An 18292-nucleotide genomic window follows, 5' to 3' on the forward strand; every position below is an offset into this window, starting at 1 on the left:
CCAACTGATATAGCGAAGGGCGTTGCCCATGACCGGCCGGCTCGGCATCGACGACGTCTCCCCCAGCGTGAGCTGCGGCCGGTATCCGGCCAAAGCCGTTGTGGGGGAACACATCCCGGTCTTCGCGACCGTCTGGCGCGAGGGCCACGACGCCGTCGCGGCGACCGTCGCGTGGCGAGGACCGGAAGACCGGCTGACCCGCCAGACGCGGATGGTGCCGCGCGGCCCCGACCACCCGGACGAGTTCGCCGCGGTGATCGCGCCCGACACCACCGGCCTGTGGACGTTCCGGATCGACGCGTGGGGCGATCCCTGGGCGACGTGGGAGCACGCCGTCGAGGTGAAGGTCGCCGCCGGGCAGGGCCCCGGGGACCTCGCCAACGACCTCGAGAACGGCGCCCGGCTGATCGAGCGCGTCTCCCGCCGTCCCGACCGCCGGGCGGAAAAGGCGCTGCTGACCGGCGCGGTGAAGGCCCTGCGCGACGAGGAGCGCAGCCTCGCCGAGCGCATCGGGCCCGCCCTCTCGCCCGAGGTCCGCCAGCTCATGCACGAGTTCCCGGTGCGGGAGCTGGTCACCAAGGGCAAGCCGCGCAAGGTGTGGGTCGACCGCCGCCGCGCCGCGTACGGCTCCTGGTACGAGCTGTTCCCCCGCTCCACCGGCGGGCTCGACGCCGAGGGCAAGCCGGTGCACGGCACCTTCGCCACCGCCGCGACCGCGCTCGACCGCGTCGCGAAGATGGGCTTCGACGTCGTCTACCTCCCGCCGGTTCACCCGATCGGTCGGGTGAACCGCAAGGGACCCAACAACACCCTCGACGCCAAGCCGGAAGACGTCGGTTCGCCGTGGGCCATCGGCGCCGACGAAGGCGGCCACGACGCCATCCACCCCGACCTCGGCACCTTCGACGACTTCGACAACTTCGTCGCACGGGCGGAGGAACTCGGCATGGAGGTGGCGCTCGACTTCGCGCTCCAGGCCGCGCCCGACCACCCGTGGGTGCTCAAGCACCCCGAGTTCTTCACCACGCGCCCGGACGGCTCGATCGCGTACGCGGAGAACCCGCCGAAGAAGTACCAGGACATCTACCCGATCAACTTCGACAACGACCCCAAGGCCGTCTACGAAGAGATGCTGCGGGTCATCACCGTCTGGATCGACCACGGGGTGAAGATCTTCCGGGTCGACAACCCGCACACCAAGCCGCCGGACTTCTGGGCCTGGCTGATCCAGTCGGTCAAGGACGCCCACCCGGACGTCCTGTTCCTCGCCGAGGCGTTCACCCGCCCGGCCCGCCTGTGGGGCCTGGCCCGGCTCGGCTTCACCCAGAGCTACACGTACTTCACCTGGCGCACCGGCAAGCAGGAACTGATCGACTTCGCCATCGACCTGCGCGAACACTGGAACGAAGGCCGGCCGAACCTGTTCGTCAACACCCCGGACATCCTCCACGAGTCGCTGCAGCGCGGCGGTCCGGGCATGTTCGCCCTGCGCGCCGCACTGGCGGCGACGATCTCGCCGACGTGGGGCGTCTACTCGGGCTACGAGCTGTTCGAGCACCTCCCGGTCCGCGAGGGCAGCGAGGAGTACCTCGACTCCGAGAAGTACCAGCTGCGCCCGCGCGACTTCGAGCGCGCGCTCGCCGAAGGGCGCTCGCTGGAGCCGTGGCTGGCCAAGCTGAACGCCGTCCGCCGCGCGCACCCGGCGCTGCAGCAGATGCGCACCCTGCACTTCCACCACGTCGACAACGACGCGCTGCTGGCCTACTCCAAACAGGACCCGGCCACCGGCGACACCGTGGTCACGGTCGTCACCCTCGACCCGTACGGGCCCCAGGAGGGCACGCTCTGGCTCGACACCGGCGCGCTCGGTTTCGAGGCGCACGAACGGCTCATCGCCCACGACGAGGTCACCGGCGACACGTGGGACTGGGGCCCGGCGAACTTCGTCCGGCTCGAACCCTGGCGGGCGGTGGCGCACGTCGTGTCGGTGAGACGACGGCTGGCCGGCTGAGGACGGAAGGACAGGGAATCCGAGAAACCGAGGTGGAACAGATGGCGGATGAGGCCCGGCCCGACGCGGCGTTGGGGCTGGACGGTGTGCCGCACACCGGCGAGGCGATGACCGCCGACGGCATGCTCGTGGAACCGCAGGCCGGGGACTTCCGGTCGGCGCAGCAGGCGCCGAGCAACCCCGAGTGGTTCAAGGGCGCGGTGTTCTACGAGGTCCTGGTGCGTGCGTTCGCCGACTCGAACGGCGACGGCACCGGGGACCTGCGCGGCCTGGCGGGCCGGCTCGACTACCTGGCCTGGCTGGGCATCGACTGCCTGTGGCTGCCGCCGTTCTACGCCTCGCCGCTGCGCGACGGCGGGTACGACATCAGCGACTTCCGCGCGGTGCTACCGGAGTTCGGCAGCGTCGAGGACTTCGTCTTCCTGCTCAACGAGGCGCACCGGCGCGGCATCCGCGTGATCACCGACCTGGTGCTCAACCACACCTCGGACGCGCACCCGTGGTTCCAGCAGTCCCGCAGCGACCCCGACGGCCCGTACGGCGACTACTACGTGTGGAGCGACGACGACTCCCGCTACGCCGACGCCCGGATCATCTTCGTCGACACCGAGACGTCGAACTGGACCTACGACCCGGTGCGCGGCCAGTTCTACTGGCACCGGTTCTTCTCCCACCAGCCCGACCTGAACTTCGAGAACGTCGACGTCCAGAACGCGATGATCGACACCCTGCGGTTCTGGCTGGACCTGGGCATCGACGGCTTCCGCCTGGACGCCGTGCCGTACCTGTTCGAGCAGGAGGGCACCAACTGCGAGAACCTGCCGCGCACGCACGAGTTCCTCAAGCGCTGCCGCAAGGTCGTCGACGACGAGTACCCGGGCCGGATCCTGCTGGCCGAGGCCAACCAGTGGCCCTCGGACGTCGTCGAGTACTTCGGCGACCCGGCGGTCGGCGGCGACGAGTGCCACATGGCGTTCCACTTCCCGCTGATGCCGCGGATCTTCATGGCCGTGCGGCGCGAGTCGCGGTTCCCGATCTCGGAGATCCTCACCCAGACCCCGACCATCCCCAGCGGGGCCCAGTGGGGCATCTTCCTGCGCAACCACGACGAGCTGACCCTCGAGATGGTCACCGACGACGAGCGCGACTACATGTACGCGGAGTACGCCAAGGACCCGCGCATGAAGGCCAACATCGGCATCCGCCGCCGGCTGGCCCCGCTGCTGGACAACGACCGCAACCAGCAGGAATTGTTCACGGCGATGCTGCTGTCCCTCCCCGGTTCGCCCGTTCTGTACTACGGTGACGAGATCGGTATGGGAGACAACATCTGGCTCGGCGACCGCGACGCGGTGCGCACCCCCATGCAGTGGACCCCGGACCGCAACGCCGGGTTCTCCTCCTGCGACCCGGGCCGGATCTACCTGCCGGTGATCATGGACCCGGTGTACGGCTACCAGGGCCTGAACGTCGAGGCGCAGTCGAACAACGCGTCGTCCCTGCTCAACTGGACCCGGCGGATGATCGAGGTGCGCAAGCAGCACCACGCCTTCGCCGAAGGCGAGTTCATCGACCTCGGCGGGTCCAACCCGAGCGTGCTGGCCTACAAGCGCCAGTGGCGGCGCCCGGACGGTGGCGAAGACGTCGTGCTGTGCGTGAACAACCTCTCCCGGTTCCCGCAGCCGGTGGAGCTGGATCTGTCCGCGCACCGCGGGTGCACGCCGGTGGAGCTCACCGGCGGCGTGCGGTTCCCCAGCATCGGGGACCTGTCGTACCTGCTGACGCTGCCGGGCCACGGCTTCTACTGGTTCCAGCTGACGAGCCCGGGAGACGAAGGCGAAGCGAGGTGAGTTCCTTGTCCGACCCGCGTGAGCTGGTCGTCGACCTGACCGAGGACCTGAAGCGCTGGCTGCCCGAGCAGCGCTGGTTCGCCGGCAAGGACCGGACGGTGACCGGCGTCCGGCCACTCGGCGTGACCGAACTGGTTTCCGGTGATCCGCAGCTGCTGCACGTCGTCATCGAGGTCGCCCAAGACGATCGGCGCGAGCCCTACCAGCTGCTGGTGGGCCGGCGGACGCACCCGCCGGAGATCGCGTCGACCAGCTGGATCGGCGCCGTCGGCGACCTCAACGCCTACGAGGCGTCCGGCGACCTGGACGTCACCGGCGTGCTGCTGGACCTGATGGCCCGCGAGGAGCAGGTCGGGTCGCTGGTCTTCGAGCACGAGCCCGGTGTGGAGCTGGAGACCGGCCTGCGGGCCCGGCCGATCACGTCGGAGCAGAGCAACACGTCCCTGGTCTACGGCGGGCAGTACATCCTCAAGCTGTTCCGGAAGCTGAGCCCGGGCAAGAACAAGGACCTGCTGCTGCACCGCGCGCTGCAGGGCGTCGGCAGCAAGCACATCGCGCCGGTGCTCGGGTCGATCACCGGCGACCTGGACGGCGAGCCGACCACGGTCGGCATGCTCCAGCAGTTCCTGCCGGACGCGGTCGACGGCTGGGCGATGGCCACCACCAGCGTCCGCGACCTGATGGCCGCGCCCGAACTGCACCCCGAAGAGGTCGGCGGCGACTTCGCCGGCGAGGCCGAGCGGCTCGGGCGGGCCGTCGCCGAGGTGCACGCCGACCTCGCCGAGGCGCTCGGCACCGAGCCGGTCGACGCCGACGAGCTCGAGCGCTCGGCGAAGGCGATGCTCGACCGGCTCGACACGATCGCCGGGCGGGTGCCGGAGCTGGCCGCGTACGCCCCGAAGCTGCGGGCGGCGTTCGAAACGCTGCGCACGCAGCCCACCGGCTCGGTGACCATGCAGTACATCCACGGCGACCTGCACCTCGGCCAGGTGCTGCGGACGGTCGGCGGCTGGCTGCTGATCGACTTCGAGGGCGAGCCCGCGGCCCCGGTCGAAGAACGCCACGCGCTCAGGTCGCCGTTGCGCGACGTCGCGGGCATGCTGAGGTCGTTCGACTACGCGGCCCAGCAGATGCTGGTCGGGCAGCCGGACGAGCCGGCGCTGGCCGAGCGCGCCCACGAATGGTCGGAGCGCAACCGGGCGGCGTTCTGCGAGGGCTACGCCGCGATCGCGGCCGACCCGCGCGAGCAGGGTGAACTGCTGCGCGCCTTCGAACTGGACAAGGCGGTCTACGAGGTGGGCTACGAGCACGCGAACCGGCCGGACTGGCTGGGCGTGCCGCTCGCCTCGATCGCCCGGATCACCAACGGAGGGACGACACCGTGAACGCGGCTCCCGAAGGCCTCCCGGCCGCGGCCCCGCCGGCCGCGGACATCGACCGGCTGCTCGCCGGGTCCCACCACGACCCGCACTCGGTGCTGGGCGTGCACGCGGTGGGCAAGGGCTTCGCGGCCCGGGCGCTGCTGCCCGGCGCGAAAGGCGTCACGCTCTGCGCGGGCGGGCGGAAGCACCCGATGGAACCGGTGATCGACGCGCTGTTCGCCGTCGCCGTGCCCGAGCACCCCGGCGACTACCGGCTGGAGATCGAGTACGACGGGCACACCACCACCGCCGACGACCCGTACCGCTGGCTGCCCACGGTGGGCGAGCTGGACCTGCACCTGATCGGCGAGGGCAGGCACGAGCGGCTCTGGGAGGCGCTCGGCGCGCACGTCCGGTCGTACGAGACGCCGAACGGGGTCGTCGAGGGGACGTCGTTCGCGGTCTGGGCACCGAACGCCCGCGGCATCCGCGTGATCGGCGACTTCAACGGCTGGGACGGGCGCGGGCACTCGATGCGCTCGCTCGGCTCGTCCGGGGTCTGGGAGCTGTTCGTGCCCGGGGTCGGCGCGGGCACCTGCTACAAGTTCCGGATCCTCGGCGCCGACGGCAACTGGTACGAGAAGGCCGACCCGATGGCGTTCGCCACCGAGCAGCCGCCCGCGACCGCGTCGGTCGTCACCCGCTCGGCGTACCTGTGGGAGGACGACGACTGGGTCGCCCAGCGCGAGGCGACCGAGTGGGCCGCGGCGCCGATGAGCGTCTACGAGGTGCACCTCGCCTCGTGGCGGCCCGGCCTCGACTACCGGGAACTGGCCGACCAGCTCGGCGACTACCTCGTCGAAACCGGGTTCACGCACGTCGAGCTGCTGCCGGTGTCGGAGCACCCGTTCGGCGGCTCGTGGGGCTACCAGGTGACGTCGTACTACGCGCCGACGTCCCGCTTCGGCTCGCCCGACGACTTCCGCTACTTCGTCGACCGCCTGCACCAGCGGGGGATCGGCGTGCTCGTGGACTGGGTGCCCGCGCACTTCCCGCGGGACAGCTGGGCGCTGGCCCGCTTCGACGGGACGCCGCTGTACGAGCACGCGGACCCGCGCCGCGGCGAGCAGCCCGACTGGGGCACGCTCGTGTTCGACTTCGGCCGCAACGAGGTCCGCAACTTCCTGGTCGCCAACGCGCTGTTCTGGCTCGACGAGTTCCACCTCGACGGCCTGCGCGTGGACGCCGTCGCGTCGATGCTGTACCTGGACTACTCCCGCAAGGAAGGGGAGTGGCTGCCCAACCAGTACGGCGGGCGGGAAAACCTCGACGCCGTGCGGTTCCTGCAGGAGCTGAACGCGACCGTCTACAAGCGACACCCCGGTGTCGTGATGGTGGCGGAGGAATCGACGGCGTGGCCGGGCGTCACGCGCCCGACGCACCTCGGCGGGCTCGGGTTCGGCTTCAAGTGGAACATGGGCTGGATGCACGACACGCTCCGGTACCTCTCCCACGAGCCGATCCACCGGGCCTACCACCACAACGAGATGACGTTCTCGCTCGTGTACGCGTGGAGCGAGAACTTCGTGCTGCCGCTGTCGCACGACGAAGTGGTGCACGGCAAGGGATCCCTGTGGGGCCGGATGCCGGGCGACGCCTGGAACAAGGCGGCCGGGTTGCGTTCGCTGCTGGCGTTCATGTGGGCGCACCCGGGCAAGCAGCTGCTGTTCATGGGCGGCGAGTTCGGCCAGCCGGGGGAGTGGTCGGAGTCGAAGTCGCTGGACTGGCACCTGCTGGACGAGCCGCTGCACCTCGGGGTGTGGGAGCTGCTGCGGTCGCTGAACACGGTCTACCGGACGTGCCCGGCGCTCTACAGCCAGGACACCTCACCGGACGGCTTCCGCTGGATCGACGCGAACGACTCGAGCGGCAACGTGCTGAGCTTCCTGCGCATCGGCGCCGACGGCTCGCGGCTGGCCTGCGTCGCGAACTTCGCCGGCGTCCCGCACCACGACTACCGGGTCGGCCTGCCTTCGGCGGGCCGCTGGCGGGAAGTCGTCAACACCGACGCCGAGGCGTACGGCGGGTCCGGGGTCGGCAACCTGGGCCTGGTGGAGGCGACGGAGGAGCCGTGGCACGGCCAGCCGGCCTCCGCCGTCCTCCAGCTCCCCCCGGCCGGAGTCCTCTGGCTGATCGAAGAAACCCCGGAGACCCCCGAACTCCCGTGATCACAGCCGGAACTCGCGTGATTGAAGCCGGAACTCGCGAGTTCCGGCTCTGATCACGCGAGTTCCGGCTCCAGTCACGCGAGATACGCCGAAAATTGTCTCCGCCGGGTGGGTGGTGCGGGCTTACCATCGGGGGGTGGACGGCGACGGTGGCGTCCTGGCGAACCTGATCCTCTTCGCCGTGGTGTGTCTCGCGCCCGCGGCGTTGTTCTGGTGCGCGCTGCGCATCCCCAAGCTGGTCGGCTGGATCCGGGAGAAGCGCGCGAAGCCGCAACCGGACGGACCGCCGATCGAACGCGTCGCCGCGGACCTGCGGCGGCTGCACCGGCTGCTCGCCGGCTACCCGTCCGGAACGCCGGCCGCACGTCGGCTCGGCACCCGGCAGGCGTACGACGAACTGCTCGCCGTGGCCTGCCGCCAGGTCGGCGTCCCGCACCGGCTCGGGGAGCTGCCCGAGGGGATGGACCGCGAGATCGAACGCCTGCGCGTCGAGCAGTCGCTGCGGGAGCACGGGCTGGCCGTGCCCTGAGTTGTACCGGCCGTGTACGCGCGGCGGGCACGCTGCCGGCATGCGACTCCTGATCGGCTTCGTGGCGCTGCTCCTGCTCGGCCTCACCCCGACGGCCCAGGCGGCGGCGAACTTCCCCCGGCTGGCCGCGGCGACCGTCGACGGCTTCCGGCTCACCGCCGGGGACACGTTCGCCACCTACGGTGCCCGGGTCGCCGCGCTGGACGCGAAACTCCCGCCGCGCGGGCTCGGCTCGCTGCTCGCCGACACCAACCGGAAGACCCGCCCGCTCTGCCACGGCACCTCCCTGGCCACCGCGCTGAAACCGGCCGGCTTCTGCTGGGAAGACGCCAACGACGACAAGACCAACGACTGGATCCCGCAGGGCGTCACCGGCTCCGGCGACGCGGACCCGACGACCGGAACGGTGGGCGGCAAGCGCGTCGTCGCGGCGTCGTGGCACACCCCGGGCGACACGATGGTCCGCTTGTCCTTTGTGGACGCAACCGGCCTCGGCTACCGGCACGTCCTGCTGGTGGAACCGACCTCCGGCACGGATTTCCGGGTCGTCGCCGGCCACGGGCACGGCATGACGTGGGCCGGCAACCGGCTGTTCGTGGCGACCACCGGCGGCCTGATCCGCGTCTTCGACACAACGCACTTCTGGAAGGTCGACGCCGGCGCGGGAACGGTCGGCCTGGGCCCCGACGGCAAGTACCACGCGGCGTTCTACGACTACGCGATGCCGCAGATCGGCGCGTACTGGTACCCGGGCGGCGGCGCGTGCACGACGGCGACCGACGTGCGCCCCTGCTTGTCGACGTTGTCGTTCGACCACACCGATTCGACGTTCGTGACGGCGGAGCACGTCCCGTCGGCGGCGGGCGGCCGGATCCTGCGGTGGCCGTTCGACGCGGCCTCCGGCGGGCTCAAGACGTCGGCCGACGGGCTGGTGCACGCGGTGGCGGGCTTCTCGTCCCCGGTGTGGGGGATGCAGGGCGCAGTGTCGCGGAACGGCTACTTCGTGCTGACCGGCGTTTGCCCCGAGTACGCGGGAGTGGCGGGCGACCACCCGTCGTGCCTGCACGGCGGTGTCGGCGGCGCCTCGACGTCGAGGCTGGCCGGGCAGGCCCCGGTGAACAGCCAGAACCTGTCGTACTGGCCGGCCACGGGCGAGCTGTGGCTGCTCAACGAGCAGCTGCGGGAACGCGTGGTCGTCCACGTCCCGTGGACCACGCTCACCGGACGGCCCTGAACAACGGAAAACCCCGCCACCGGCAGCCGGTGGCGGGGTTTTCCGTGGAACGAACTCAGTCCAGGTAGTCCCGCAGGACCTGGGACCGCGACGGGTGGCGCAGCTTCGACATCGTCTTCGACTCGATCTGCCGGATGCGTTCGCGGGTCACCCCGTACACCTGGCCGATCTCGTCGAGCGTGCGCGGCTGGCCGTCCGTGAGGCCGAAGCGCAGCCGGACCACGCCCGCCTCGCGCTCGGACAGCGTCTGCAGCACCGACTGGAGCTGGTCCTGCAGCAGCGTGAACGACACCGCGTCGACCGCGACGACCGCTTCGGAGTCCTCGATGAAGTCGCCGAGCTGGCTGTCGCCCTCGTCGCCGATCGTCTGGTCGAGCGAGATCGGCTCCCGCGCGTACTGCTGGATCTCCAGGACCTTCTCCGGGGAGATGTCCATTTCCTTCGCGAGCTCTTCCGGGGTCGGCTCGCGGCCGAGGTCCTGGAGCAGCTCGCGCTGGATGCGGCCCAGCTTGTTGATGACCTCGACCATGTGCACCGGGATGCGGATGGTGCGCGCCTGGTCAGCCATCGCGCGGGTGATCGCCTGGCGGATCCACCACGTGGCGTACGTCGAGAACTTGTAGCCCTTGGTGTAGTCGAACTTCTCCACCGCGCGGATCAGGCCGAGGTTGCCCTCCTGGATCAGGTCCAGGAACGCCATGCCGCGGCCGGTGTAGCGCTTGGCCAGCGAGACCACGAGCCGGAGGTTCGCCTCGAGCAGGTGGTTCTTGGCGCGCTCGCCGTCACGCACGATCCACTTGAGATCGCGGCGCATCTGCGTGACGAGCTTCTCGCCCTCCTCCTCGGCGGTGCGCACGCGCTCGGCGGCGTAGAGGCCGGCCTCGATCCGCTTGGCCAGCTCCACCTCCTCCTCGGCGTTCAGCAGCGCGACCTTGCCGATCTGCTTGAGGTAGGCGCGCACGGAGTCGGCGGACGCGGTGAGCTCGGCGTCCTTGCGCGCCTGGCGCAGCGCTTCGGACTCCTCCTCGTCCCAGACGAAGTCCGGGTTGTCGCTCTTGGCCGCGGCCTTGTCGGCCGCCACCCCGCGACGCCGCTGCGCCGGGGTCTCCTCGTCCGACTCCTCGTCGTCATCGTCGTCGTCGGCCGAGTCGGCGTCCGGCTCGTCGGTGACCGTTTCGTCCACGACGTCGACCTCGACCTCTTCCAGGTCCGACAGGTCCGGCGTGTCGAGTTCGACGTCCTCGAGGTCGGCGGGGCCGTCCGGTTCGCCGTCTTCGGTCTTCGCGCCCTTGGTCACGGCCTTCTTCGCCGGCGCTTTCTTGGCCGGCGCCTTCTTGGCGGTGGTGGTCTTGCGCGCCGCTGGCTTCGCCGTCCCGGTGGCTGCCTCTTCGGCCGGCTCGCCGGCTGCGGTCGCTGTCTTCGTCCCGCCTCGGGTTGCGGTTCTTGCGGCTGCCACTTACGCCCTTTCGCAGCGGTCGATCACGACGAGCAACGGCCTGGGGCCACTGCTGCCTCACATTCGGGGATCACGCCTCGGCCTGCGGTTTTGCCCTCCGCAGCCGTGGGCCGTGTTCCATTGTAACGACGGTACGCGCATGCGGTGCGAAGCGATCACCCTCAGGGTCGTTTCAGTGCTCGATGCCCTCCGCCGCGGCGGCCGCCGCGCCCACGATGCCGGCGTTGTTCTGCAGGCTCGCCACCAGCACCGGAGTGCGGATGTCCAGCAGCGGCACCCATTTCTCGGACTTCTTGCTGACCCCGCCGCCGACGATGAACAGATCGGGCCAGATGAGGTTCTCCAGCACGGTCAGGTAACGGTGCACGCGCTTGGCCCATTCGGGGTAGGAGAGCCCCTCGTTGTCCTTCACCGAAGCGGCCGCGCGCTTCTCGGCGTCGTGGCCGTCGATCTCGAGGTGGCCGAACTCGGTGTTGGGGACGAGCTTGCCGTCCTGGAACACCGCGCTGCCGATGCCGGTGCCGAAGGTGAGCAGCGCGGTGACGCCCTTGCGCGCGACCGGGTCGCCGAAGCGGATCTCCGCCATGCCCGCCGCGTCGGCGTCGTTGAGCATCGCGATCTGGTCGACGCTCCGGCCGAGCCGCTTGGCGAACAGCGCGTCGGCGTCGGTGCCGATCCACTGCTTGTCGATGTTGGCCGCGGTGTGCGCGACGCCCTTCTTGACGACCGCAGGCAGGGTCACGCCGACCGGGCCGTCCCAGCCCGCCTGCGTGACGATGTCGTGTACGACGTCCGCCACCGCCGAGGGCGTGGACGGCTTCGGCGTCTCGATCCGGATGCGGTCGCCGATGAGCTGGCCGGAGTCCAGGTCGACCAAGGCGCCCTTGATCCCGCTGCCGCCGATGTCGATGCCGAAACCTCGGCGGGTCGCCTCCACCACGGACGTGGTCCCTTCTCGCACGATTCAGAAGCCTGCCTCGGAGACTTTAACCGGATGTGGTGACATGTCGGACGTGGGAGCTGACGAGTCGTTGCTGAAAAGCGTCGCGGTGCAGGTCGCGACGGAAGCCGCCGAGCTGGTCCGCGAGGCCTGGGAAGGCATGGCGGCGGGCCGTGCGGTGGCCGTGGGCACCAAGTCCGGGGCCACCGACGTGGTGACCGCGGTGGACCACGAATCCGAACGCCTGGTGCGGGATCGGCTGGCCTCGCTGCGGCCGGGGGAGCCGGTGCTGGGCGAGGAGGGCGGCGGCGCCGCGGGCGACGGCGTCACGTGGGTGGTCGACCCGATCGACGGGACGGTCAACTTCCTCTACGGGCTGCCGTGGTTCGCGGTCTCGGTGGCCGCCCAGGTCGGCGGCGTGTCGGTGGCCGGAGCGGTGGTGGAGCCGGCGAGCGGCCGCGTCTGGTCGGCGGCCCGCGGCCAGGGCGCGTTCCTGGACGGACGGCGGCTGGCGGTGTCGGCGCCGTCCGCGTTGGAGGTGACGTTGGTCGGAACCGGTTTCGCGTACGCGCCGGAGCGGCGGACGCGGCAGTCGCGGTTCGCGGCGTCGCTGCTGGGCCGGGTGCGGGACATCCGCCGCAACGGGGCGGCGTCGCTGGACCTGTGCGCGGTGGCGGCGGGCTGGCTGGACGCGTACGTGGAGCACGGGCTCAGCCGCTGGGACTGGGCCGCGGGGGCGTTGATCGCGGCCGAGGCGGGCGCGGAGGTGTTCGTCCCCGGCGCGGCCCCGGAGCTGGGTGCGGACGCGACGTACGCGGCGGCACCGTCGATCGCGGACCCGCTGCGGAAGGTCCTGGCCGACTGCGGCGCAGCGGAGGTGTGAGCGGGTCCCGGCGACCGGGACGAGTCACGTACCCGGAGCGTCGGCCGGCGTACCCGGAGCGTCGGTTCGCGTCCTTGACGCGTCGGTTCGCGTGACTGGAGGGTCGACTCGCGTGATTCGCGGGTCGACTCGCGTGACTGCGGCGTCGGCTCGCGTGATGGGAGAGCCGACTCGCCAGCCGACCCTTCCGGTACGCAAGCCGACCGTTCAGGTACGCGGTCCGACCGTCCGGGTACGTCAGCCGACTGTTCCGGTTCGCAATCCGCCGCTCGTGGTCGCGAGCAGGCCCTTGCGGTGCAGGCTCTTCAGGCGGAGCGGCCGGAAATGTCGGTGCCCTCCGGTAGCGTGGAAAACGGGGGGCGCCCCCGCGGCGCGGTGGGCAGCGTCGGGGTCGGCGGTGTCCGGTGCCGGGTCAGCAGGCGGCGTCGCGGGCCGAGGCCAGCAGGGTCTGGTCGACGACCGGGGCCTTCGCGCCCGCGGACTGCTCGTTGCCGCCGCCGCCCTGGTGGGCCTTGGACCAGTCGGCGAGCTGGGTGATGACCTGGCGGGCTTCGGCGCGGGGCCGCAGGTCGCCGAAGAGGGTGCCCGTCACCACGTCGACGCTCGCGTCCTTGCGGTTGTCCTGGACCAGTTCGGCGCACGGCACCACCAGGCTGAGCGTCCGGGCCGCGGTGACGCCGTTCTCGCCGAAGCGGATCTGGCCGCGGCACTTGGCCTCGCGGTTCTCGTACGCCGGGTCGTTGGCCGGTTCGGCGGCGCCGCTGAAGCCGAGCTCGCGCAGTGCCGTCGTCGTGATGCCGCCCTGGCCGCGGCTGCCCGAGGCGTTGAGGACGCGGTAGGCGACTTTGTCCGGCGGGATGGGCACGCGGTCGTCGAGCGCGTTGTGGGGCAGGGTGCTGAACGTGACGCCCGGCGGCGGGCTCGCGGGCGGGTCGCACTTGACGGCCTCGTCGATGTCGCCCTTGCCGATCGCGGCGTTCACCCAGACGACGATCGCGCCGACGGCGAGCACGCCGATGACGATCAGCGCCGGCAGCGGCTTGTGCTTGCGATACGGCCGCGTCCCACGGTCCCCGATGCCGTTCCCCGACGCCACCTGCCCGTCCCTTCCCGAACACCGAAACCGACCGTGCGAACCGGGCACCGTCGAGGCCGATCAGCCTAGGCGTTGCGGCCGGCGCGCGGCGTCCAGGGTCACCCTGGAACACCCGGGGCCTCGCCCCGGCCGGGACTCCGCTACCCAGAGCCACCCGGACCCCCGGAACACCCCTGCCGGGCCGATTCCCGTGACAGCGATCGCACCACGCCGGGGCCGACGGGGGCAAGCACACGCGGGTCGTGCGTGAAGTTCTCCACCTGCGCGCAACCCGAACAGACGACAACGCGTCTTACCTGCGGGTTCCCCCTGTCGGGTGACGAATCCCCGGCAATGTCTGACTCGTTGCAGAACCCGGACAGCGGTGAGCTACCCTTCCCGGGCTCCGGCCGCAGGAAGAGGCGCGAAAAGAAGAGACCTCGGTCACTTCGGCCGTCGGGCACAAACAGAGGCCCTGGAACGTTGACCAGCGGCACGGCGGACTCGCGGGCGCATCCGGGAGTCCGGGAAAACGACTACACAAGCTGATCGCAGGGGTGAGGGACACATGGCTACCGACTACGACGCTCCGCGCCGCAGCGAAGCCGACGAGCTGGCCGAAGACTCGTTGGAGGAGCTCAAGGCCCGGCGGAACGAGAACCAGTCCGGCGTCGTCGACGTCGACGAGGACGCGACCGCCGAGAACTTCGAGCTGCCGGGTGCCGACCTCTCCGGGCTTTCCGGTGAGGACATGACCGTGAAGGTGGTGCCGAAGCAGGCGGACGAGTTCACCTGCTCCGTGTGCTTCCTGGTGCACCACCGCAGCCGGCTGGCCGAGGACAACGGCGGACGCTTGATCTGCCGCGACTGCGCCTGAGAAACGCAGAGGGGTTCTCGGACACGGGGAACGAACAGACGCGACGGAGAGCCTCGAGGACAGTGCTCGAGAAGCGGTGAGGGGGAGGCTCGAAGCGCGCTGGGGACAAGGGGGCCGGCCGGCAGGCCGGCCCCCTTCCCTGTCCTGAGGGGGCCGGCGCCTGGTCAGGAGCTCTTGAGCAGCTCGGCGACGCGCTCGGGGTGCCGGGTGCTGAACAGCCAGTACGGCGTCGGGTCGTTCTCGTCGGTGAGGTGGACCTTCACGACCGGGCCGACCCAGCCGCGGTGCAGCACGTAGGCCGCCGGGTCGCCGTCGCGCCCCAGTGCCTTGCGCTTGGCTTCCTTGTCGAAGATCTCCACCTCCCCGGCGTACCGCAGCGGCAGGTGCGCGTCGCCGACCCACAGTTCCGGCTCGTCACCGCCGGTGATCCGGACCTTCGACCGGCCCAGGGACAGCAGCAGCGCCACGACGACCGGCAGCGCGATCACGTACGGCAGCCACGCCCGGATCCCCGGGTACCCGAGGTCGATCTCCGCCGCGAGCAGGACGGCCCCCAGCACCGGCAGCGGCCAGCCCCACCACGGGACGTAGAGCCGCTCCGAGTGCCGGACCGTGGCGTTCGCGGCCGTCTTCGCTGATTCACCCACGGGTAGAGAGTAATCTCGCCGCCCGTGTCCAGCGTTCAGGTACTCCTCTCCCGGCTCGATCCGGATGTCCCGCTGCCCGCCTACGCCCGACCGGGCGACGCGGGCGCCGATCTCGTCACCACCTCGGATATCGTGCTGCGACCCGGGGAACGCGGCGTCGTCGGCACCGGCGTCGCGATCGCGCTCCCGCCCGGGTACGCGGGGTTCGTCCACCCGCGGTCCGGCCTGGCCGCCCGGGCCGGCCTTTCGGTGGTGAACACCCCGGGCACGATCGACTCGGGCTACCGCGGCGAGATCAAGGTGTGCCTGATCAACCACGACCCGGTGCACCCGCTGGAGCTGACGCGCGGCGACCGCATCGCCCAGCTGGTCGTGCAGCGGGTCGAGCACGCGGAGTTCGTCGAGGTCGACCGGCTCGACGCGACCGAGCGGGGCGACGGAGGCTACGGCTCCACGGGTGGACACGCCACACTGGGAACACCGGCGCTCGCCGCGAGCGCCGCCACGGGGGAAGGAACGGAGAAGTAGTGGGGATTTTCGGACGCAAGCGGCGGACCGAGGGCGGGTCCGCCGGACGGCACGCCGCGCCCGAGGCCGACGACACTTTCGAGGACGAGGGGTACGGCGAGGACGGCTCGGAGCTGTCGGACGTCTCCGACGGCCCGTACGACGTCGCGGACTTCTCCGACGACGGCATCCCGCGGATCGACCTCGGCTCGGTGAAGGTGCCGGTGCCCGACGGTTCCCAGGTCCAGGTCGAAATGGACCCGGAGGCCGGTGGCGTGCGGGCCGTGCACGTCGTCACCGAGCAGGGCCAGATCACGGTCAGCGCGTACGCCGCGCCGCGCTCGGGCGGGCTGTGGCGGGAGGTCAGCTCCGAGCTGGCCGACCAGCTGCGGGCCGACGGCGCCAAGGTCACCCTCGGCCGCGGCGTGTGGGGCCTGGAGATCTCGGCCATCATCGGCGACGTCGCCCTGCGCTTCGTCGGCGTCGACCGGCCGCGCTGGATGCTGCGCGGCGTCATCGCCGGACCCCAGTCGGAGGCCGCGGCCGCCGTCGAGGTGCTGCGCGAGATCGTCCGGCGGACCATCGTCGACCGCGGCGACGCACCGATGCCGGTCCGGACCCCGCTGACCATCACGCTGCCCGAGGCGGTCGCCGAGCACATCGCGGCCCAGCAGGAGCAGGGCTGACGTTCTCCCTGCCGAAGGCCGCCACCGGACTCCCGGTGGCGGCCTTCGGCGCGTTCAGGACCGCAGCGCCTTCAGGAACGCGAGGACGGTCGCCCGGCCGAGGGACTCGCGGTCCGCGCCCAGTGCCGTGAGCGTCGTCTCGCCGAGGACGGCGCGGGGGAGTGCGCCCGCCCACTCCGATGCGACTTTCGTCGGGTGGATCGGGTCGTCCGTGCAGGTGCCGATGCCGGCCGGGACGGCCAGGTCCGCGAGCTCGCCGAGGGTGGGGGAGGGGCGGCTCGCCGCGGCACGCAGACCGGCGGCGAGGCCGTCGCCGTGACGGCGCCACGCCCGGTCCAGTTCCGCCCGCAGCCAGTCCGGGCTGCCCGCGGTCTGCGCCAGTGCCGCGTCGACGCCGGAAGCGGCCACCAGATCCGCCGTCAGCGTCGCGGCCAGCGCGGCGGGTGCCGGGCCCGGGACGCCGTTCCAGGCCGGGAGGGCGGCCAGCAGGCCCCCGCAACGGGCCGGGTGGCGCACCGCCCACTCGGTGGCGAGGTGAGCACCGAAGGAGATGCCGCCCACGAGGAGTTCGCCGTGCTCGTCGGCCAGCGCGTCCAGCGTCGCCAGGTAGCCCTCGGCGAGTGCCGCGCCCGCGGGTGGCGGTGGCGCGATGAGCGGGACACCGAGGGCACGCAGCGGCCCCGCGAAGACGGATCGGACGAACACCTCGTCCGAGCCGGTACCGGGCAGCAGCACCGCGACGGGAACTCTGATTGCGGACGTCACGTTGCAATCCTTGCGCAAAGGCGTTTCCCTGGCGGGGACCGCAGCTACGCTGGAAATCGCACGGGCCGCATCCACCACGTCGGGGCCCCGGAGCACAGGAGCACCTATGTCCGCCAAAGACGGCGGCTACTTCAGCCGGTTGGTTCGCAAGCTGACCAGCGACGTCGAGGATCTCGACGCCGACGAAATGTCGATGAGGTCGGGCGCCGAAGGGGCGCAGCGGGCCTGTGACTGCCGCTCCGGCGAAGAGGTCACCGTGATGGGGCGGCTCCGCAGTGTCGAGCTCTGCCCGACGAACGAAGCCGCCACGCTGGAGGCCGAGCTGTTCGACGGGACACAGGGCGTGACGCTAATCTGGCTCGGCCGCCGCCGGATCGCGGGCATCGAGCCGGGCCGGACGATCAAGGTGCGCGGCCGGATGGCCGAGCGTGCCGGCCAGAAGGTGCTGTACAACCCCTATTACGAGCTCCAGAGCCCAGTGAGTTGATCACCCATCGTGACTGAACCCGCCTCGAGCGAGAAGAAGACCGGTTCGGAAGAGCCGCAGCCAACCCTGCTGGAGCAGATGGGCGGCGTGTCCGGCCTGATCTACTCCTCGGTGCCGGTGATCGTCTTCGTGCTGGCCAACTCGTTCTTCGGGCTGACCGCGGCCATCTGGACGTCGATCGGCAGCGCGGTGGCCATCACGGTGCTGCGGCTGGTCCGCAAGGAGCCCCTGCAGCCGGCGATCTCGGGGTTCTTCGGCGTCGCGATCGCGGCGTTCATCGCCTACCGGACGGGGTCGGCGAAGGGGTTCTTCCTGTTCGGGATCTACGCCAGCTTGATCTACTGCGGCATCTTCGTGCTGTCGGTGGTGGTGCGCCGTCCGATCGCGGGCGTGGTCTGGAACCTGCTCAACGGCACCGGCCAGGCGTGGCGCAAGGACAAGCCGTCCCGCTACGGCTACGACATCGCGACGCTGGCCATGGCGGCGATCTTCGCCGCGCGGTTCATCGTGCAGCGGTGGCTCTACCAGGAGGACTACACCGGCTGGCTGGCCTTCGCGAAGATCGCGATGGGGTACCCGCTGTACGCGCTGGGCCTGCTGGTGGTCGTGTGGGCGGTCCGGCGGTCGGACAAGCGCCTGAAGGCCATGGCCGAGGAAGAACCCACCCCGGAGACCGACGCGGAAGTCGAAGCCCGGCTGCGCCAGAAGTACGCAGCTCCGGAAGCCTGACCCGCGCGGGGGCGCCCCCCGTTATCC

The 18292-nt window shown here is 71.0% G+C and carries 17 protein-coding genes; 12 read left to right on the forward strand and 5 right to left on the reverse strand.

The genetic code is table 11. The features are described from left to right. Window positions 1-28 precede the first annotated feature (28 nt). From ACLJQE_RS15655 to ACLJQE_RS15680, 6 genes are all read left to right on the forward strand, one after another. Window positions 29-2011 (forward strand): maltotransferase domain-containing protein, encoded by a 1983-nt coding sequence (locus tag ACLJQE_RS15655; RefSeq protein WP_410639938.1) that lies wholly within the window; start codon window positions 29-31, stop codon window positions 2009-2011. 41 nt (window positions 2012-2052) lie between these two features. After that, window positions 2053-3861, forward strand: coding sequence for a maltose alpha-D-glucosyltransferase (gene treS, locus ACLJQE_RS15660; protein WP_410639939.1), 1809 nt, complete (start codon window positions 2053-2055; stop codon window positions 3859-3861). A gap of 5 nt (window positions 3862-3866) precedes the next feature. Continuing rightward, complete coding sequence (locus ACLJQE_RS15665) at window positions 3867-5246, forward strand: maltokinase N-terminal cap-like domain-containing protein (RefSeq protein ID WP_410639940.1); 1380 nt, start codon at window positions 3867-3869, stop codon at window positions 5244-5246. Further along, window positions 5243-7450 carry a 1,4-alpha-glucan branching protein GlgB gene (gene glgB / locus ACLJQE_RS15670; RefSeq protein WP_410639941.1) on the forward strand — a complete coding sequence of 736 codons (2208 nt, stop codon included), beginning with the start codon at window positions 5243-5245 and terminating at the stop codon, window positions 7448-7450. The genes ACLJQE_RS15665 and glgB overlap by 4 nt, the downstream gene beginning before the upstream one ends. A 136-nt stretch (window positions 7451-7586) precedes the next feature. Continuing rightward, window positions 7587-7979, forward strand: coding sequence for a hypothetical protein (locus tag ACLJQE_RS15675; RefSeq protein WP_410639942.1), 393 nt, complete (start codon window positions 7587-7589; stop codon window positions 7977-7979). A 40-nt stretch (window positions 7980-8019) separates the two neighbouring features. Further along, window positions 8020-9213, forward strand: a complete 1194-nt coding sequence (locus ACLJQE_RS15680; RefSeq protein WP_410639943.1) for a hypothetical protein — start codon at window positions 8020-8022, stop codon at window positions 9211-9213. Between the two features lie 55 nt (window positions 9214-9268). On the opposite strand, the gene ACLJQE_RS15685 is transcribed toward ACLJQE_RS15680, so the two are convergent. Both ACLJQE_RS15685 and ppgK read right to left on the reverse strand, forming a co-directional pair. Further along, on the reverse strand, window positions 9269-10669 hold the full coding sequence (locus ACLJQE_RS15685; RefSeq protein ID WP_410639944.1) for an RNA polymerase sigma factor: 1401 nt from the start codon (window positions 10667-10669) through the stop codon (window positions 9269-9271). A 172-nt stretch (window positions 10670-10841) separates the two neighbouring features. After that, window positions 10842-11609, reverse strand: a complete 768-nt coding sequence (ppgK, locus tag ACLJQE_RS15690; RefSeq protein ID WP_410640307.1) for a polyphosphate--glucose phosphotransferase — start codon at window positions 11607-11609, stop codon at window positions 10842-10844. Between the two features lie 64 nt (window positions 11610-11673). Here ppgK and ACLJQE_RS15695 point away from each other — a divergent pair, with 64 nt between their 5' ends. Then, window positions 11674-12492 (forward strand): inositol monophosphatase family protein, encoded by an 819-nt coding sequence (locus ACLJQE_RS15695; protein ID WP_410639946.1) that lies wholly within the window; start codon window positions 11674-11676, stop codon window positions 12490-12492. Window positions 12493-12904: 412 nt separating this feature from the next. On the opposite strand, the gene cei is transcribed toward ACLJQE_RS15695, so the two are convergent. After that, window positions 12905-13588 carry an envelope integrity protein Cei gene (cei, locus tag ACLJQE_RS15700; RefSeq protein WP_410639948.1) on the reverse strand — a complete coding sequence of 228 codons (684 nt, stop codon included), beginning with the start codon at window positions 13586-13588 and terminating at the stop codon, window positions 12905-12907. Between the two features lie 547 nt (window positions 13589-14135). On the opposite strand from cei, the gene ACLJQE_RS15705 reads away from it, so the two are divergent. Further along, complete coding sequence (locus ACLJQE_RS15705) at window positions 14136-14444, forward strand: DUF4193 domain-containing protein (protein ID WP_013224476.1); 309 nt, start codon at window positions 14136-14138, stop codon at window positions 14442-14444. 164 nt (window positions 14445-14608) lie between these two features. On the opposite strand, the gene ACLJQE_RS15710 is transcribed toward ACLJQE_RS15705, so the two are convergent. After that, window positions 14609-15091, reverse strand: a complete 483-nt coding sequence (locus ACLJQE_RS15710) for a DUF3093 domain-containing protein (RefSeq protein WP_410639949.1) — start codon at window positions 15089-15091, stop codon at window positions 14609-14611. Between the two features lie 24 nt (window positions 15092-15115). On the opposite strand from ACLJQE_RS15710, the gene dut reads away from it, so the two are divergent. Next, window positions 15116-15619 (forward strand): dUTP diphosphatase, encoded by a 504-nt coding sequence (gene dut / locus ACLJQE_RS15715; RefSeq protein WP_410639950.1) that lies wholly within the window; start codon window positions 15116-15118, stop codon window positions 15617-15619. Then, complete coding sequence (locus ACLJQE_RS15720) at window positions 15619-16284, forward strand: DUF3710 domain-containing protein (RefSeq protein WP_410639951.1); 666 nt, start codon at window positions 15619-15621, stop codon at window positions 16282-16284. The genes dut and ACLJQE_RS15720 overlap by 1 nt, the downstream gene beginning before the upstream one ends. A gap of 54 nt (window positions 16285-16338) precedes the next feature. On the opposite strand, the gene ACLJQE_RS15725 is transcribed toward ACLJQE_RS15720, so the two are convergent. Beyond that, a complete protein-coding gene (locus ACLJQE_RS15725) occupies window positions 16339-17049 on the reverse strand; it encodes an alpha/beta fold hydrolase (RefSeq protein WP_410639952.1) in 711 nt (236 codons plus the stop codon). A gap of 106 nt (window positions 17050-17155) precedes the next feature. Between ACLJQE_RS15725 and ACLJQE_RS15730 the strand changes: the two genes are divergently transcribed. Together ACLJQE_RS15730 and ACLJQE_RS15735 are read left to right on the forward strand one after the other, a co-directional pair. Beyond that, window positions 17156-17536 (forward strand): OB-fold nucleic acid binding domain-containing protein, encoded by a 381-nt coding sequence (locus tag ACLJQE_RS15730; RefSeq protein WP_410639953.1) that lies wholly within the window; start codon window positions 17156-17158, stop codon window positions 17534-17536. Window positions 17537-17545: 9 nt separating this feature from the next. After that, window positions 17546-18265 (forward strand): DUF3159 domain-containing protein, encoded by a 720-nt coding sequence (locus ACLJQE_RS15735; RefSeq protein WP_410639954.1) that lies wholly within the window; start codon window positions 17546-17548, stop codon window positions 18263-18265. Window positions 18266-18292: the final 27 nt, after the last annotated feature.

This window comes from Amycolatopsis sp. lyj-346, from assembly GCF_046548975.1.
Taxonomy (GTDB): domain Bacteria; phylum Actinomycetota; class Actinomycetes; order Mycobacteriales; family Pseudonocardiaceae; genus Amycolatopsis.

What these genes read in the sequence shown, in the direction of transcription:
- ACLJQE_RS15655 (WP_410639938.1), top strand. Translation starts at nt 29, where the DNA reads ATGACCGGCCGGCTCGGCATCGACGACGTCTCCCCCAGCGTGAGCTGC.
- treS (WP_410639939.1), top strand. Translation starts at nt 2,053, where the DNA reads ATGGCGGATGAGGCCCGGCCCGACGCGGCGTTGGGGCTGGACGGTGTG.
- ACLJQE_RS15680 (WP_410639943.1), top strand. Translation starts at nt 8,020, where the DNA reads ATGCGACTCCTGATCGGCTTCGTGGCGCTGCTCCTGCTCGGCCTCACC.
- ACLJQE_RS15695 (WP_410639946.1), top strand. Translation starts at nt 11,674, where the DNA reads ATGTCGGACGTGGGAGCTGACGAGTCGTTGCTGAAAAGCGTCGCGGTG.
- ACLJQE_RS15705 (WP_013224476.1), top strand. Translation starts at nt 14,136, where the DNA reads ATGGCTACCGACTACGACGCTCCGCGCCGCAGCGAAGCCGACGAGCTG.
- ACLJQE_RS15730 (WP_410639953.1), top strand. Translation starts at nt 17,156, where the DNA reads ATGTCCGCCAAAGACGGCGGCTACTTCAGCCGGTTGGTTCGCAAGCTG.